Source organism: Rhodococcus sp. P3_B8 (assembly GCF_056402775.1).
In genome coordinates this window covers 199,268-215,912 of the sequence record NZ_JBFUGT010000001.1, presented here as the reverse complement: position 1 = coordinate 215,912, position 16,645 = coordinate 199,268, and the positions used below count along the sequence as shown (strand labels likewise).

Genomic DNA, 16,645 nt, shown 5'->3' with positions numbered 1-16,645 from the left:
TCGCTCGTCGGACGGGTTCAGCCCGCGAATCCGCACAGGGTCAGCGTCGGACGCGAGTTGCGCAGCGGCCGCAGGTCCGACAGCCTGCGGAGCAGGGTCGACCCCCACAGGCCCCGGCCGAGGGGCAGCGTCACCTCGCGGGTGAACGCGAGGTCCGGCACCTGTCCGGGCAGGTCCGCCGCGTCGCCGGCGGAGAGGTGGAACGGCATCGGCGGGACGGTGTAGTCGCCGTGAATTCGCAGTCCCTTCTGCGTCTTGCGGCTCAACCATTTCGGTATCGAATCGAACATCATCCGACCGCCGGGGAAACGCCGGGCGCAGTCGCCGATCAGGGACAGCGACTCGTCGGCGGGCAGATACATCAGCAGGCCCTCCGCCGAGACGAACACGACCCGGCCGGTGTCGACGTGGTCCATCCACGAGCGGTCCAGCGCGGACACGGCGAGTGTGGTGACGTGCGGCTCGTCCGGCAGCAGTTGCCTGCGCAGCGCGACCACCTCGGGCAGGTCGATCGACACCCACCGGACGTCGGGGTCGCCGATCCGCCAGTAGCTGGTCTGCAATCCTTCACCGAGGGCGACGACCGTTCCGCCGGGGTGGTCGGCGAGAAACGCCCGTATCTCGTCGTCGAAGGCCCGAGCGCGCAGGGCGTGGGATTGGCTCGGTTTCCCGAAGTTTTCGTACGGATAGTCGAGGGTCTCGTAGAGCCTCACGGCGAGCGGGTCGACCAACGTTCCGCCCGGACTCGACGCCTCGACGGCACGGTTGCGGAGGGTCCACATCATCGTCGCGGGAACGCCGGTCAGGGCGGTCGCGTCCACCCGTTCCCGGTTTTCGTCAGCCACGCGGCACCGGCTCTGCCTCTTCGAGCTTGGAGTGCTTGCGGGAGTAGAAGAAGTACACGATCAGGCCGAGGATCAGCCAGATCCCGAACCGCAGCCAGGTTTCCCACGGCAGCGAGAGGATGAGCCAGCCGGAGAACACGACGCCGATGATCGCGATGACCGGCATGAACGGAAGCGTGAACGTGCGGGGGACCTCGGGGCGGGTGCGCCGGAGCACCGCGACCGCGATGCAGACGACGATGAACGCCGACAGGATCCCGATGTTGGTGAGTTCCGCGACAGTGTTGATGGGGAAGAACCCGGCCAGCAGTGCCGAACCGACGCCCACGATCCAGGTGACCCGCGTCGGCACCTTGCGGACCGGGTGCGTCTTCGCGAACCATTCCGGGAGCAGGCCGTCCCGGCTCATCGCGTACCAGACGCGGGTCACGCCGAGCATGAAGGTGAGCACGACGGTGATGATGCCGACGATGGCCCCGACCGCGATGATGTTCGCGACCCCGGGCATGCCGACCGATTCGAACGCGGTGGAGAACCCGCTCTCGGGGCTGATCTCGGTGTACTTCTGCATTCCGGTCAGCACCAGGGTGACCAGGACGTACAGGGTCATCGCGATGCCGAGGGAGTACAGGATCGCTTTCGGCAGGTGCTTGGTGGCGTCCTTCGACTCCTCGGCGGCCGTGCTCATCGCGTCGTATCCGAACACCGCGAAGAACACGGTGGCCGCGCCGGTGAAGACGGCGGCGGTGCCGAACGGGAAGTAGGGCGTGTAGTTGGCGCTGTCGATGTGGAAGACGCCCAGCGCGATGATGAGGACGACCAACGCGACCTTGACCGCCACCGCGATCGTCTCGAATCGACCGACACTGCGGATTCCGCGCGAGAGCACCCATGCGGTGCCTAGGCAGAACAGGGCTGCGAAGACGTCGAACACGTGCCCGTCACCGGTGCCCAGCGCGCCCATCATCCAGTCGGGCAGGCTGATGCCGATCTGTTCGAGGAGAAACCGGAAGTAGCCGGACACGCCGATGGCGACGACGGCCGCCACCGCGATGTATTCGAGCAGCAGGTCCCAGCCGATGAACCAGCCCACGATCTCGCCGAGCGCCACGTAACCGTAGGTGTAGGCCGATCCGGCCTTGGGGATCATTCCGGCGAACTCGGCGTAGCACAGTGCGGCCGCGGCACTGGCGACACCGGCGATCAGGAAGGAGATCAGCACGGCCGGACCGGTGACGGAATGCGCGACCGAGCCGGCGAGTGAGAAGACGCCTGCGCCGATGATGCCGCCGACGCCGATCGCGGTGAGTTGCCACAGGCCGAGCGATTTGGTCAGACGCTCGTCGGGCGGAGTGTCCTCGTCGACCTCGGTGAGGGGTTTGCGGCGCAGCATTTGGGTGCGCAACTTGTCCATCGACATTGCCGGGCTCCGTTTCCCAGTGGGGTGAGATGCGGTATCTCACTCAATCACCTTTCGGGGCCCGCGTGGGCGAGGAACACGGTACTCGGTGGCCGCCGTCACCCTTGCGGGAATACGGTAGGGGGGTATGGTAGTTCTCAGAGACGACATCGACCCCCCGAAGAGAGGCAGACCCGTGAGCACCTCGAGCGTCACCGTCACCGGCATGACCTGCAACCACTGCGTGTCCTCGGTCACCGAGGAGATCAGCGCACTCCCCGGCGTCACCAACGTGAACGTCGATCTGACCACCGGCAAGGTCGTCATCGACAGCACCACCGACCTCGATCCGAGCGACGTCGCGGGTGCCGTCGAAGAAGCCGGGTATTCAGTCGCCGGCTGAGCCGGGCACTCGAACACACCGGCTGAGCCGGCACCTCCACCACAGGAGCCCCATCATGAATGCAACCGGCAAGTTCGCCGGATTCACCGTCGGCCTCGTCGTGATCTTCGGCGCCGCGCTCGCTCTCGGGTCGGTGGCCGGCCCGGACGTCGCCGAGCCCGCCGCGCACACGGCCGAGGACGACGGACACGGAGCGGGAGGCCACGACGCCGCCGCCGACCCGACCCCGGGCGGACTGACGCCCACTGCGGACGGCTACACCCTCGAACTCGCATCCGACCAGGTCACCGCCGGTGCCGCGGTCCCGGTGCAGTTCCGGATCACGAACCCCTCGGGGGTACCCGTGACGGACTACACCGTCGAGCACGAGAAACTGCTGCACCTGATCGTCGTCCGCCGGGACCTCGCCGGATTCCAGCACGTRCACCCGACGCTCGACGCGGCCGGAACGTGGAGCGTCCCCCTCGACCTCACCCGCGGCGGCGACTACCGCGTGTTCGCGGACTTCACCCCGGCAGGCGGCGAAGGCGTCACCCTGGGCACGGACCTGCGCGTCGCGGGCACGTACGACCCGCAGGAACTGCCGGCTCCGGCACCGACCGCCACCGTGGACGGGTACACCGTCGCCCTCGGCGGCGCGCTGCGACCGGGAGAGACGTCGAACGTGACCCTCTCGGTGAGCCGCGACGGACAGCCGGTCACCGATCTGCAGCCCTACCTCGGCGCATACGGTCACCTGGTGGCGTTGCGCACCACCGACCTCGGATACCTGCACGTGCACCCGGACGGACATCCCGGCGACGGCGTCACCGCGGCGGGCCCGGGGATCGACTTCGCCGTGACCGCACCCAGCGCGGGCGATTACCGGCTGTTCCTGGACTTCCAGCACGCCGGCGCCGTCCACACCGCGGAGTTCACCGCCACTGCCGGACCGGAGGAGAAGTGATGACCCGCGGGACCGACATTGCGGCACCACCCGATTCCCAGATCGAACTGGCCATCGGCGGGATGACCTGTGCGTCGTGCGCCAACCGCATCGAGCGCAAGCTGAACAAACTCGACGGCGTCACCGCGACCGTCAACTACGCGACGGAGAAGGCCCGCGTCCATTACGACGCCGCGGACGTCTCGCCCGAAGACCTCGTCGCCACGGTGGAGCAGGCCGGGTACACGGCGCGACTGCCCGAGGTGAAGCCCCCGGTCCCGGAGGAAGAGGACCCGGCGGCGGAACTGCGGCAGCGGCTGCTCGTGTCGGCGGTGCTGACGGTCCCCGTCATCGCGATGGCGATGGTCCCGGCGCTGCAGTTCACGAACTGGCAGTGGCTCTCGCTCACCCTCGCGGCCCCGGTCGTGGTCTGGGGTGCGTGGCCGTTCCACAAGGCCGCCTGGACGAACCTGCGGCACGGCACCGCGACCATGGACACCCTGGTGTCGATGGGCACGCTGGCCGCGTTCGGCTGGTCGCTGTACGCACTGTTCTGGGGCACCGCCGGCATGCCGGGGATGACGCACCCGTTCGAGCTCACGATCGCGCGGGTCGACGGCACCGGCAACATCTATCTGGAGGCCGCGGCCGGTGTCACCACGTTCATCCTCGCCGGCCGTTACTTCGAGGCCCGCGCCAAACGGCGGGCGGGAGCGGCACTGCGGGCGTTGCTCGAACTGGGCGCCAAGGAAGTGTCGGTGCTGCGTGACGGCACCGAACAGCTGATCGGCATCGACCAACTCGACGTCGGCGACCTCTTCGTGGTCCGTCCCGGTGAGAAGATCGCCACCGACGGCGTCGTCGTCGAAGGTTCGTCGGCGGTGGATGCGTCGATGCTGACCGGTGAATCCGTGCCGGTCGAGGTGTCGCCGGACTCCGAGGTGGCGGGTGCGACGGTCAACGTCGGCGGCCGAATCGTGGTTCGCGCCAGCCGGATCGGCGCCGACACCCAGCTCGCGCAGATGGCGTGGATGGTCGAGGACGCGCAGACCGGCAAGGCCGAGGTGCAACGCCTGGCCGACCGGATCTCCGGCATCTTCGTCCCGATCGTGATCGCGTTGTCGGTCGCGACCCTCGGTTTCTGGATCGGGACCGGCGGTTCGATCGCCGCCGCGTTCACCGCAGCCGTCGCCGTCCTGATCATCGCGTGCCCGTGTGCGCTCGGACTCGCCACCCCGACCGCTCTCATGGTGGGCACGGGACGCGGGGCCCAGCTGGGCATCCTGATCAAGGGACCGGAAGTTCTGGAATCGACGCGGCGAGTCGACACCGTGGTGGTCGACAAGACCGGCACCGTCACCACCGGCACGATGTCGCTGCACGACGTGGTCGCCGCGGACGGCCAGGACGAGGAGCAGGTTCTCCGGTTCGCCGGCGCGCTCGAGGACGCGTCCGAGCATCCCATCGCGCGGGCGATCACCCGCGGCGCGAAGGAGCGGCTGACGACGCTCCCCGAAGTCGAACAGTTCACCAACATCGCCGGACTCGGCGTCCAGGGCCTGATCGACGGACACGCGGTGGTCATCGGCCGCGCGAAACTGCTCCGCGACTGGTCGCTGCAGCTCACCACGGAACTCCAGCGCGTCGTCGACGCGGCCGAGTCGGAGGGCAAGACCGCCGTCGGGATCGGCTGGGACGGCCAGGCGCGCGGCGTGCTCGTGGTCGCCGACACCGTGAAGCCGACGTCGCGCGAGGCAGTGTCGCAGTTCCGCGAACTGGGTCTCACCCCGATCATGCTCACCGGCGACAACACTTCCGCGGCCCGGGCGATCGCCGCCCAGGTCGGCATCGGCGAAGTCGTCGCGGAGGTACTGCCCCAGGACAAGGTCGACGTGATCAAGCGTCTGCAGGCCGAGGGCAAGGTGGTCGCGATGGTGGGCGACGGGGTCAACGACGCCGCCGCCCTCGCGCAGGCCGACCTCGGTCTCGCCATGGGAACCGGCACGGACGTGGCCATCGAGGCCAGCGACCTCACGCTGGTGCGCGGCGACCTCCGGGCCGCGGCCGACGCGATCCGGTTGTCGCGCAGGACGTTGAGCACGATCAAGGGCAACCTGTTCTGGGCCTTCGCCTACAACGTCGCGGCGTTGCCGCTGGCGGCGGCGGGCCTGCTCAACCCCATGCTGGCCGGTGCCGCCATGGCATTCTCATCGGTGTTCGTCGTGAGCAACAGCCTGCGACTGCGCCGCTTCCAGCCCCTGACCACTCCCACCCGAGGGGAACACTCATGACCGAGCAACCGACCACCGACCACGCGGACGACCACACAACCGGCCATGGATACATCAGCGCCAAGGACGACTACCTCAAGCGCCTGCGTCGCATCGAGGGCCAGGCGCGGGGTCTGCAGCGGATGGTCGAGGACGAGAAGTACTGCATCGACATCCTCACCCAGGTCTCCGCGATGACCAAGGCGTTGCAGGCCGTGGCGCTGGGTCTGCTCGAAGACCACATCAGCCACTGCGTCGTCGACGCCGCCGTAACGGGCGGCACCGAGGCCGACGCGAAGATCAAGGAAGCCACCGACGCCATCGCACGACTGGTGCGTTCCTGAAACCAGACCACGAGAGCAGCTTCCGAGGGAGCAGGCATGTCTCACGATCATCAGCAGCAGGAAGTGGAACAGGTCCGGGACACCGGGCACGACGCACATGGTGAGCACGCGGATCGGCATGCCGGTCACGGGGCGCACGGTGAGGTGTTCCGGCAGAAATTCTGGATCAGTCTCGCGCTGTCGGTGCCGGTGGTGGTGTTCAGCCACATGTTCGCCGACCTCCTCGGCTATACCGTCCCCGACTTCCCGGGTGCGTCGTGGATTCCGCCGGTGGTCGGCACCGCGATCTTCTTCTACGGCGGCGCACCGTTCCTCACCGGCGCGTGGGGTGAGCTGAAGTCGCGGCGGCCCGGCATGATGCTGCTGATCGGCATGGCGATCACGGTCGCATTCCTCGCGTCGTGGGTGACGACCCTGCAGATCGGCGGGTTCAACCTCGACTTCTGGTGGGAGCTGGCGCTTCTCATCGTCATCATGCTCCTCGGACACTGGCTGGAGATGCGGGCGCTGGGTTCGGCGTCCGGCGCCCTCGACGCGCTCGCCGCGCTGCTGCCGGACACCGCCGACAGGGTCACCGACGACGGCGTCACCGAAGTGTCCGTCTCCGAACTCGCCACCGGCGACCTCGTGCTGGTGCGGGCCGGTGGCCGCATCCCGGCCGACGGCACCGTCGAGGACGGCCGCGCGGAGGTCGACGAATCGATGATCACCGGCGAATCCAATCCCGTCCCACGGTCGGTCGGCGACACCGTGGTCGCCGGCACCGTCGCCACCGACAGCGCGCTGCGGATCCAGGTGGGCGCGGTGGGGGAGGACACCGCCCTCGCCGGAATCCAGCGGCTGGTCGCCGACGCGCAGTCGTCCTCGTCCCGGGCCCAGGCCCTCGCCGACCGCGCCGCGGCGTTCCTGTTCTACTTCGCCTCGATCGCAGGGCTTCTCACGTTCGTGGTGTGGTCGCTGCTCGGCAACGTGGACGAGGCCGTGGTGCGGACCGTCACCGTTCTGGTGATCGCCTGCCCGCACGCGCTCGGCCTGGCGATACCCCTCGTGATCGCCATTTCCACCGAACGCGCCGCGAAGGCCGGTGTCCTGGTGAAGGACCGGTTGGCCCTCGAACGCATGCGCAACGTCGACGTCGTCCTGTTCGACAAGACCGGCACCCTGACCCAGGGCAGGCACGCCGTCACCGGGGTGGTCACCACCGCGGGTGTCACCGAGACCGAACTGCTCGCGATCGCCGGCGCCGTGGAGGCCGACAGCGAGCACCCGGTCGCGCGGGCCATCGTCGCCGAGGCGGCGTCGAACGTGCCCGCGGACGAGCGGCGCACCGCGTCCGACTTCCGGTCACTGCCCGGACGCGGGGTGCGCGCGAACGTCGGAGGCGTGGAAGTGGCCGTCGGCGGACCGGCGATGCTCACCGAACTGAACGTGACGGTCCCCGGTGACGTTGCCGCGCAGACGACACGGTGGGTCGAACGCGGCGCCTCCGTCCTCCACGTGGTCCGCGACGGGCGGGTGCTCGGCGCGGTGGCGCTCGAGGACGCGGTCCGCGAGGAGTCTCGGCAGGCGATCGACGCCCTGCACGCGCGCGGTGTGAAGGTCGCGATGATCACCGGAGACGCCCGTCAGGTGGCCGACGCCGTCGCCGCCGATCTCGGCATCGACGAAGCGTTCGCCGACGTGCTGCCGGAGAACAAGGACGCCGAGGTCGCCGCACTCCAAGCCCGCGGTCACCGGGTGGCGATGGTCGGCGACGGTGTCAACGACGCGCCCGCACTCGCCCGCGCCGACGTGGGCGTCGCGATCGGCGCCGGCACGGACGTCGCCATCGAATCGGCCGGTGTCGTCCTCGCCGCCGACGACCCCCGCGCCGTCCTCTCGATCATCGATCTGTCGCAGGCGAGCTACCGCAAGATGTGGCAGAACCTGGTGTGGGCCACCGGATACAACGTCATCGCCGTCCCCCTGGCCGCCGGGGCCCTCGCGTTCGCCGGGGTCGCGATCTCACCCGCGGCCGCCGCGATCCTGATGTCCGTCTCCACCATCGTCGTCGCCCTCAACGCGCAACTGCTGCGCCGACTCGATCTGGATCCGGAACGGCTGGCACGGAAGTGAGCACGGTGACGAGGGGTTCGGTGATTCGGTGCAGCGCGGACACCAGCCCGTCGACCGTGTCGGTGACCGCCGCGATGTAGGCGTCGGGGCGGATGACCCACACCTCGCCGGGCTTCGCGTCCAAGGCGGCGGTGAGGACGCCGGTTCCGTCGATCTCCGACAGCCGGACGAGGCGGATCGGCGTGTGCACCGCTGCGAGTGCCGCGCTGCGGATCGCGTCGACGTCCACGCCGTCACCCGCGAGAAGCAGGATGCCGTGCCGGGCGATGTCGCGGAGCCGGCTGCCGGCACCGCCGCGCAGCGTCACCGGGGTGTCGGGCACGAGGATTCCCGGCGCGGCGGCCGGGGTGCAGCCACGCTCGGGGCGCCCGGCGAAGGGTCGTTCCGGATCGGTTGTGGTCAAGGGTGATCCGACGTACCAGAACGGCTCGGCGAGACGACCGCTGTCGACGTGTGCCCGCGCCTGCGGGTCGGTGACCGCCGCAGTGAGCACGTCGCACCGGTGCCGGTGCTGGTCCTCGGACTGCGGGACGAGGAAATCCATCGTCGCCGTGGTGACCGCGATGTTTTCGACGGCCGCCGCGTGCCGCTCGGTGTGGTACGTCTCGAGCAGCGACTCGTCGGCCCAGCCCCGCAGGACGAATGCGAGCTTCCACGCCGCGTTCTCGGCGTCGGCGACACCGGAATTCAGGCCGCGCGCCCCGAACGGCGACACGATGTGCGCGGCGTCGCCGGCGAGCAGCACCCGGTCGACGCGCATCCGGTTCGCGACCCGGGAGTGGAAGCGGTACACCGATTTCCACACGATCCGGTAGTCGGTGTCGCCGATGATCTTCCGGATCCGCGCGTCCAGCGCACCCGACTTCTCCTCGGCCTCGAGGTCGTACTCGCCGGGCACCTGCCAGTCGATGCGGAACGTCGAGTCCGGGCACGGGTGGATGAGCACCTGCCTGCCCGGGTTCCACTCCGGGTCGAAGTAGAAGCGGCGCTCGTCGGCCCAGCCCGGAATGTCGGCGGCGACGTCGCAGATCAGGAACTTGTCGTCGAACGAACGACCGTCGAACGTGACACCCAGCTGCCGCCGGATCGCGCTGCCCCGCGACCCTACGGCCACCACCGCATAGTCCGACGTGACGGTCTCCTCGCCAGAGCCGGTGCGGCAGGTGATGGTCACGCCGGTCTCGTCCTGATCCACGGACGTGGCCTCGTATCCCCACCGAACGTCGATCGACGACGTGGCCGCGATCCGCTCGTCGAGCAGTTCCTCGGTTCGCGCCTGGGAGATGTTGACGAACGGCGGGAACGACGAGATGCCGCGGTCGACGAACGTCTGCGCGAACAGTTCGTGGTCGCGGTGGAAGGTGCGGGCGCACCCCCACGTCACGCCCTCGTCGGCCAGCTGCCTGCCGACGCCGATCGCGTCCCACACCTCGAGGACGTCCCGCTGCTGGCAGATGGCTTTCGATCCGATCGGGTCACGCTCGGCCCGCGCGTCGAGCAAAGTCACCGGTATTCCCCAGCGCGCCAACAGCAACGCCGTCGTCTGCCCCACCGGGCCGTTGCCCACGACGGTGACCGTGCCGCCGCGGGTGTGTCGTCTTCCCATGATCCTCGCCTTGTCAGTGTGAAACGGTGACGGATGTCAGCCCTGTGAAACGGTGACGGACGTCAGCCCTGCAACTGGTCCCAGACCTCGCGGTCACGCTCGGCGGTCCAGATGACGGGCCGTTCGATGCCCGACAGCTCGTCCCACACGCGGGAGACGTCGAAGGGGAGGCAGTGTTCGAAGATCGGCCAGTGCCCGTACTGCTCGTTCAGTGCGGCGTGGGTGGCTTCGAACGCTTCCTTCAGGGTGCCCCCGCGCTGCTGCACCGCCCCGACCTCGGCCAGCATGACCTCGATGAAGTGGCGGGTCTGCTCGATGGCGGCGTCGACGGCGTCCCGCCCGTGGGAGACGGCGCCGCGTCCGCCGATCAGGACCTCCGCGCCGAGCGCCTTGATCGCATCGAGGGTGCCGGTGGACCAGTCGCGGTGGAAGGCGTCGCCGGTGTAGAGCGCGGCTTGCGCCTCCACGAGGTCGCCGGCGAACAGAATCTTCTGTTTCGGCAGCCACGCGGTGATGTCGCCCTCGGTGTGCCCGCGTCCGAAGTGCTGGAGCACGAGGTCGCCGCGTCCGCCGCCGAGGTCGATGGTGAGCTTGTCGGCGAACGTCAGGGTGGGCCACGTCAGTCCGGGCACCGAGTCGGCCGCCTTGGCCAGGCGCGGCATTCGGCCGAATTCGCTTGCCCAGTCTTCCTTTCCACGCTCCTCGATGAGGGCACGGGTGGTCTCATGCGAGACGATGGTCTCGGCGTCGAACGCGGACGCACCGAGCACGCGGACGGCGTGGTAGTGCGAGAGCACCAGGTACCGGACCGGCTTGTCGGTGTGCTCGCGCAACTTGCGCAACCAGTCCTGCGCGGCCACCGGGGTGGCGAGCGCCTCGAAGCAGACGACGAAGTCCTCGCCCTCGATGGCGCCGATGTTCGGATCCCCCTCGGCGGTGAGGGCGTACACGCCGTCGGCGAGGACCTCGAGGGTCTGCTCCTTTTCACCGAGGTCGGCCGACGAAGCGAAGCTTGTGGGGCTCATGCGATCCACCTAACTAATCAAAGGTTTGATTGATGGTGGCCACAGTAACCCGGATCACAAAATAATGAAAGCCTTGATCAAAATTTGGTTCCTGAACGACGGCCCCCGGCGAGCGAACGGGACGCTCGTTCGATCTGACGCAACGAGCGTCCCGTTCGTCGCGACGGGGGCGACGGGGGAAGTGGGGGCGACGGGGTGGGTAGCGGCATCACCCCGCGAGCAGCACCCCGACCAGGGCGATCGACGCCACCCAGACGGTGGAGATGCCTGCGAGGACGAAGGGGCGTGCGCCGACCTTCTTGATCGTGGCGATCTGGACGCCGGCGCCGAGGGCGAACATCGCGGCGGTGAGGAGGGCGGTCTGCACGATCTTGGCCTCTGCGAGCAGGCCCGCGGGCAACAGGCCGGACGACCGCAGGCCGACGCAGGCGAGGAAGGCGAGGACGAAGAGCGGGACGAGCGGCGGCCGCTTCACGTCGGCGTCGGTGCCGGCGAGCTTGCGCTGGCGCACGCTGAGGACGGCCATGACCGGGGCGAGCATGAGGACGCGGGCGAGTTTGACGACCGCGGCGACGCCGAGGGCGGCACCGCCGATCGCGCCGCCCGCGGCGACCACCTGGGCGACCTCGTGGATGGAGCCGCCCGCCCACAGGCCGGCGTCGGTGTCGGAGAGTCCCAGCGCCCGCGACAGCAGCGGGATCGCGGGGATCATGAGCGTGCCGAAGATGACGACGAGCGCGACCGCGGTGATCACCTCTTCCTCGTCGGCGTCGACGACACCGTCCACCGCTGCCACCGCGGCCGCACCGCAGATCGAGAATCCGCACGCGATGAGCAGTCGCTGGGTCCAGCTGAGGCCGAGCAGCTTGCCCGCGAACATCGTTCCCACGATGCCGAGACAGACGATCGAGACGACCACGACGATGACGCCCCAGCCCAGTCCGAGGATGTCGCTCAGCATCAATTGGAGTCCGAGGAGGGCGATGCCCACCCGCAACAGTTTCTTGGCAGAGAACTGCAGTCCCGGGCGCAGGCGTTCGGGCAAATGCACGATGTTCGACAGAACGGCGCCGAGCACGATGGCGATGAGCAGCGGGCTCACCGTCGGAAGGAACCGGCCGACACCCATGGCGACGGCGGTGGCGACGGCGCACAGCGCCAGACCCGGCAGGAGAGTGGCCGTGGCGGTCTGCAGTCGCGGCAGCGTTGCCGGGCTCTCGACGCGCTGTTCCTCGGACTTCTCGCTCAGTTGACTACTCATGGATCCACGGTCCGTCACCGCGGCCGTCTCCGGTAGCCGTCATCTCGACATGAACACATATCATCGTGATATGTCTTGCGCCGGGGTCATATACTCGATGCATGTCCCGCAGATGGCCCGAGTTCCCCGTTCTCGAGTTGCTCGTGGGCGTCGACGACCACGGAAGCCTCAGCGCTGCCGCCAGAATCGCCGGAATGGCGCAGCCGAATGCGAGTCGCGCCATCAAGCAACTCGAGCGCCAGTTCGGCATGACACTGCTGCAGCGCAGCCCGACGGGCTCGATACTGACACCGCAAGGTACCGTGATCGCGCACTGGGCACGCCGGGTGCTCTCCGACACTCGCCGGCTGCTCGACGTGGCCGAGGGACTGCGCGCGGAACGCGCCGCCGAGTTGACGGTGGGTGCCAGCATGACTGTCGCGGAACACCTGATGCCGGGGTGGCTGGGGCAGTTTCGCCGTTTGCACTCCGACGTGACCATTCACCTGCAGGTGCACAACTCGACTCAGGTGTTCGAGCGGATCAACAGCAGGATCTGCGACGTCGGGTTCGTCGAATCGCCGACGGTGCCGCGACCGTTGAAGAGTCTCACGGTCGCGCGTGACCGCCTGGTCGTCGTCGTTCACCCCACCCACCCGTGGGCCCGGCGACGGAAGGCGCTGACCGTCGCCGAGTTGGCGCTGACACCGCTCCTGGTCCGCGAGCCGGGATCCGGCACGCGAACCACCCTCGACGTGGCATTGCAGGAATACGACCGGGCGGCACCGCTTCTCGAGCTGGGCAGCGCCGCCGCGATTCGCACCAGCGTGCTGGCCGGGGTCGGTCCCGCGGTGATGAGCACCCTCGCAGTGGCGGAGCAGGTCGGCGCCGGAGAGCTGAAAGTGATCGACGTCGACGGTCTCGAGCTCGACAGGGTGCTGCGCGCCGTGTGGCGGGGCGCGCGTCAGCTCGACGGTCCCGCAGGCGAACTGGTGCGTCTGGTCCGCCGGGTCGGTGCCGAGCCGTGAGCGGCTGTCACCCGAGAATGCAGGTCGCCGCACCGGCGGCGATCACCAGCACGATGACCGCGGAACGGAACACCCCCGGCGGGAGTCGTCGGGCGATCGCGAGCCCGGTGACGTTGCCGATCAGCGCGGCGGCGACGAAGACCGGGAGTCGCGGCCAGAACATCGATTCCGTGATTTCGTCGTGTAACCACAGGACAGCGAGCGCCATCACGTTCGCGACGATGAAATAGCCTGCGAGATCGGCGATGAAAGCCATCGGTGGCAACCGCGCGCGCATCAACAACAGGACCGGTGGCGGTCCGTTGAGCGATGTCGTCGTTCCGAGGTAGCCACCCACGGAACCGGTGAGGAGGTGCGCAGTCGTGGACGGCGCACGCGTGACTTCCGCCCGGTTGGGGAACGCCATCGCGAGCCCGCACAGCATCACCACAACTCCCGCTGCGGGCTTCAGATACTGCTCCGGCAGCAGACCGAGGGTGACCGCGCCCAGCCAGGCGCCGGGCAGACTGCCACCACCGAGCAGCGCCACCCGTCCCCAAGTGATGTGTTCTCGCAACTGGTACGCGGCGCCGATCCGCGTGATCAGGCCCGCCACCAGATTGACGAATACCACTTCGGGAACGGCGAATCCAACCATCAGCATCACCGGCGTCGCGATCAGTGCCGTCCCGAACCCGGTGGCGCCGCCGATGACCGACGCGATGCCGATGCACAGGGCACCGATGAGGAGCATCGTCATCGCGACTCCCTTCCCGATCCGGTGGCACGTTCCCGTGCAGGTCTGATGTTCAGGTGGCCAAAGATTGGACTGCGCTCACCAGAGCCATCAGTTCGATGTCGCTGCCGGTGCATCCTCGGGACAGGTCGTTCCACGGTGCGGCCAAGCCTTGCAGGATGGGACCCAAGGCTATTGCACCGCCGAGCCGCTGAGCAATTTTGTACCCGATGTTGCCGGCATCGAGATTGGGGAAGACCAACACGTTCGCCCGGCCGGCGACCCGTGAACCGGGCGCCTTGGACGCGCCGATCTCGGCGACCAGCGCGGCATCGAATTGCAGGTCACCGTCCACGTGCAACTGCGGGTCCCGGACACGCACCAGTTCCGCGGCCTCGCGGACCTTCTCCACTCGCGGGTGGCTGGCGCTGCCCTGGGTGCTGAACGACAGCATCGCCGCGATCGGAGTCTGCTCGGTGAGCTGGAAGTGGGTGGCGCTGGCGGCCAGCGCGATGTCGACCAGTTCCTCGACCGTGGGGTCGGGTACGACGGCGCAGTCGGAGAACGTCAACTGCCTTCCGTCCGACAGCAACATCAGAAACGAGCTCGACAGGATGCTCGAACCCGGCGCGAGACCGACGATGCGCAGCCCGGCCCGCAGCACATCGGACGTCGGCCTGCTCGCGCCCGCGACGCAGGCGTCGACCACTCCGGCGCGCAGTGCCCCCGCGGCGAGGCACACCGGGTCGGACAGCGCCGACTCGATCCGGTCGGGGTACCTGGCGAATCCCGATTCGACGGCGTCCCGGATCGCGGRGTCGGCGGCCGCCTCGTCGAGGTCGACGACGAGTTCCTCGGCCAGCGGGATACCCGCGGCCTCGGCGATGCGCCGGATGGCGTCCCGCCGCCCGAACAGCCGCGGGGAGACGACACATTTGTGGTGCAGATGGTGGGCCGCGCGGATCGCGCGCTCGTCTTCTCCGTCGGCGAGACCGACGACGCGGCCCTCCCCACGCAGGGTGGCGACCCAGTGGTCGATCAGCGACGAATCATTCAGTCGTGCAGCGTCGGTGGGTGGTACAGCGGTGACGCCCGGGGCCATGGCCTCGCTCTCCCATCACTACGAAGAAAGGTGGCGGTCGTCGATCTCGACGACCGCCACCCGCTGGAACTCGGGGAACGTATCGTTCCCTACGGCTGGATTGCCTTTTCGATGTCGGTGAGCATGCTGTCGATGCCGTGGAGCAGTTCCGAGAGCACCTCGTCGTCGGCCACGAGGGGCGGTGAGATCATCAGCATCGTGGCACCACGGTCGTCGCCGCGGAGAATCACCTTGGTGCGGGCGAACGCCTCCGGCAGTACCTTGCGCAACACCGTCAGCGATTCCTGCTCGGTGAACTCGCGGCCGCTGTCGCTGTCGGCCATCAATTCGATCGCGTAGAAGAATCCGGTGCCGCGCACGTCCTTGACGCAGCGGTGCGAGCTCATCAGCGAGTCGAGTGCCGACTTCAACTTCGGTCCGCGCGCGGAGACGTTGCCCAGCACGTTCTCGTCGCGCATCGCGGTGATGTTCGCGACCGCCACCGCCGTAGACACTGGGTGTCCGCCCCACGTCGCGCCGTGTGTGAACACGCCGCCCTTGGGCGAGTCGTAGAGCTCGCGAACCAGCTGCTCACGCACGATCAGGCCGCCGAGCGGGGCGTATCCGGACGTGGAACCTTTCGCGAACGTGATCATGTCGGGAACCACACCGGTCAGCCCGTGCCCGAACCAGTGTCCGAGGCGGCCGAACGAGCAGATCACCTCGTCGGAGACCAGCAGGATCCCGTGCTTGTCGCACAGCGCGCGCAGCGCGGCCCAGTATCCGTCCGGCGGGACGAGGGCGCCGCGCCCGTTCTGAACCGGCTCGGCGAACACGGCGGCGATGGTCTCGGCGCCCTCTTCCTCGATGACGGCTTCGATCGCGGCGATGCAGTCGAGCTCGTTTGCCGGGCCGCAGTCGCCGAGGTAACCGAGGGTGTTGGGCACGGAGCGTACCCCGGGCAGCAGCGGTCCGAACGGGTCTTTGATCTTGGGCAGCTGAGTTACCGAGAGCGCGCCGAGAGTGGTTCCGTGGTAGGCCATCTCGCGGCTGATGATCTTGGTGCGCTGCGGGTTGCCCTGGCTGCGGTGGTACTGCCGGGCGAACTTGACGGCCGTCTCCACGGCCTCCGAACCCGAGTTGACGAAGAAGGTCGTCCCGAGATCACCGGGCGCCAGGTCGGCGATGAGCGCGGACGCCTCGATCGCGGGAATGTGGGCGCTGCCCCAGTTGGAGGCGTACGCCAGCGTCCCGATCTGCTCGCTCGCCGCCTTGGCGATGTCGTCGCGGCCGTGACCGATGTTCACGCAGAACAGGCCTGCCAGACCGTCGAGGAAACGGTCCCCCTCGGTGTCGATCAGATAGCTTCCCTCGCCACGAACGAACACCGGAAAGTCGCTTTCCCAGGTGTCCTTACGGGTGAAATGAGGTCCGAGGTGCCGGCGGGCCCGTGCTCGCAATTCGGTGACGTCCACGACCATCTCCTTCGTTGTCGAATGGCTGTGATCCACAACATACCGACGGGGCAGACCGCAGGTCAGGGCCAGAAGAGCGGTATTCGATGGGTCCAGTCTGGTCCCCGTAGACGGCGCTCAACTGGTCCTTCTGGTCCCATGCCAGAGTGATCCAGACTTCGGTATCGAATCGCT

At 68.4% G+C, this 16,645-nt stretch carries 14 protein-coding genes; 6 read left to right on the top strand and 8 right to left on the bottom strand.

Annotated features, from left to right (window positions below; translation table 11 throughout):
- Positions 1-17: 17 nt before the first annotated feature.
- Together AC1D1G_RS01040 and AC1D1G_RS01035 are read right to left on the bottom strand one after the other, a co-directional pair.
- Positions 18-845, bottom strand: a complete 828-nt coding sequence (locus AC1D1G_RS01040) for a class I SAM-dependent methyltransferase (protein ID WP_477950591.1) — start codon at positions 843-845, stop codon at positions 18-20.
- Positions 838-2,265, bottom strand: coding sequence for an amino acid permease (locus AC1D1G_RS01035; protein ID WP_477950589.1), 1,428 nt, complete (start codon positions 2,263-2,265; stop codon positions 838-840). The genes AC1D1G_RS01040 and AC1D1G_RS01035 overlap by 8 nt, the downstream gene beginning before the upstream one ends.
- Positions 2,266-2,440: 175 nt before the next feature.
- On the opposite strand from AC1D1G_RS01035, the gene AC1D1G_RS01030 reads away from it, so the two are divergent.
- The 5 genes from AC1D1G_RS01030 to AC1D1G_RS01010 are packed head-to-tail and all read left to right on the top strand — an operon-like array spanning position 2,441 to position 8,301.
- The gene (locus AC1D1G_RS01030; protein WP_105418026.1) at positions 2,441-2,647 is read left to right on the top strand and encodes a heavy-metal-associated domain-containing protein; all 207 of its coding nucleotides are present in this window, start codon (positions 2,441-2,443) and stop codon (positions 2,645-2,647) included.
- Positions 2,648-2,702: 55 nt separating this feature from the next.
- Positions 2,703-3,593 (top strand): hypothetical protein, encoded by an 891-nt coding sequence (locus AC1D1G_RS01025; protein ID WP_477950587.1) that lies wholly within the window; start codon positions 2,703-2,705, stop codon positions 3,591-3,593.
- Positions 3,593-5,863 (top strand): heavy metal translocating P-type ATPase, encoded by a 2,271-nt coding sequence (locus tag AC1D1G_RS01020; protein ID WP_477950585.1) that lies wholly within the window; start codon positions 3,593-3,595, stop codon positions 5,861-5,863. Before AC1D1G_RS01025 ends, AC1D1G_RS01020 begins: the two co-directional genes overlap by 1 nt.
- Complete coding sequence (locus AC1D1G_RS01015) at positions 5,860-6,186, top strand: metal-sensitive transcriptional regulator (RefSeq protein ID WP_317571046.1); 327 nt, start codon at positions 5,860-5,862, stop codon at positions 6,184-6,186. Before AC1D1G_RS01020 ends, AC1D1G_RS01015 begins: the two co-directional genes overlap by 4 nt.
- A 36-nt stretch (positions 6,187-6,222) precedes the next feature.
- Positions 6,223-8,301, top strand: a complete 2,079-nt coding sequence (locus AC1D1G_RS01010) for a heavy metal translocating P-type ATPase (protein WP_477950583.1) — start codon at positions 6,223-6,225, stop codon at positions 8,299-8,301.
- On the opposite strand, the gene AC1D1G_RS01005 is transcribed toward AC1D1G_RS01010, so the two are convergent.
- The 3 genes from AC1D1G_RS01005 to AC1D1G_RS00995 all read right to left on the bottom strand — a co-directional run bounded on the left by AC1D1G_RS01005 (position 8,243) and on the right by AC1D1G_RS00995 (position 12,193).
- Entirely contained in the window at positions 8,243-9,907 is a 1,665-nt protein-coding gene (locus tag AC1D1G_RS01005) for an FAD-dependent monooxygenase (protein WP_477950581.1), read from the bottom strand. The genes AC1D1G_RS01010 and AC1D1G_RS01005 overlap by 59 nt on opposite strands.
- Positions 9,908-9,969: 62 nt before the next feature.
- A complete protein-coding gene (locus AC1D1G_RS01000) occupies positions 9,970-10,932 on the bottom strand; it encodes an MBL fold metallo-hydrolase (protein ID WP_065492745.1) in 963 nt (320 codons plus the stop codon).
- Positions 10,933-11,140: 208 nt separating this feature from the next.
- Complete coding sequence (locus AC1D1G_RS00995; RefSeq protein ID WP_477950578.1) at positions 11,141-12,193, bottom strand: YeiH family protein; 1,053 nt, start codon at positions 12,191-12,193, stop codon at positions 11,141-11,143.
- A 101-nt stretch (positions 12,194-12,294) separates the two neighbouring features.
- Between AC1D1G_RS00995 and AC1D1G_RS00990 the strand changes: the two genes are divergently transcribed.
- Positions 12,295-13,200, top strand: a complete 906-nt coding sequence (locus tag AC1D1G_RS00990) for a LysR family transcriptional regulator (protein ID WP_477950576.1) — start codon at positions 12,295-12,297, stop codon at positions 13,198-13,200.
- A gap of 7 nt (positions 13,201-13,207) precedes the next feature.
- Here the strand turns inward: AC1D1G_RS00990 and AC1D1G_RS00985 are convergent, their stop codons facing one another.
- From AC1D1G_RS00985 to AC1D1G_RS00975, 3 genes are all read right to left on the bottom strand, one after another.
- Positions 13,208-13,939, bottom strand: a complete 732-nt coding sequence (locus tag AC1D1G_RS00985) for a sulfite exporter TauE/SafE family protein (RefSeq protein WP_283352279.1) — start codon at positions 13,937-13,939, stop codon at positions 13,208-13,210.
- 49 nt (positions 13,940-13,988) lie between these two features.
- Positions 13,989-15,017 (bottom strand): phosphotransacetylase, encoded by a 1,029-nt coding sequence (locus AC1D1G_RS00980; RefSeq protein WP_477950574.1) that lies wholly within the window; start codon positions 15,015-15,017, stop codon positions 13,989-13,991.
- Positions 15,018-15,106: 89 nt separating this feature from the next.
- Positions 15,107-16,477 carry an aspartate aminotransferase family protein gene (locus tag AC1D1G_RS00975; protein ID WP_283334633.1) on the bottom strand — a complete coding sequence of 457 codons (1,371 nt, stop codon included), beginning with the start codon at positions 16,475-16,477 and terminating at the stop codon, positions 15,107-15,109.
- Between the last annotated feature and the right edge of the window lie 168 nt (positions 16,478-16,645).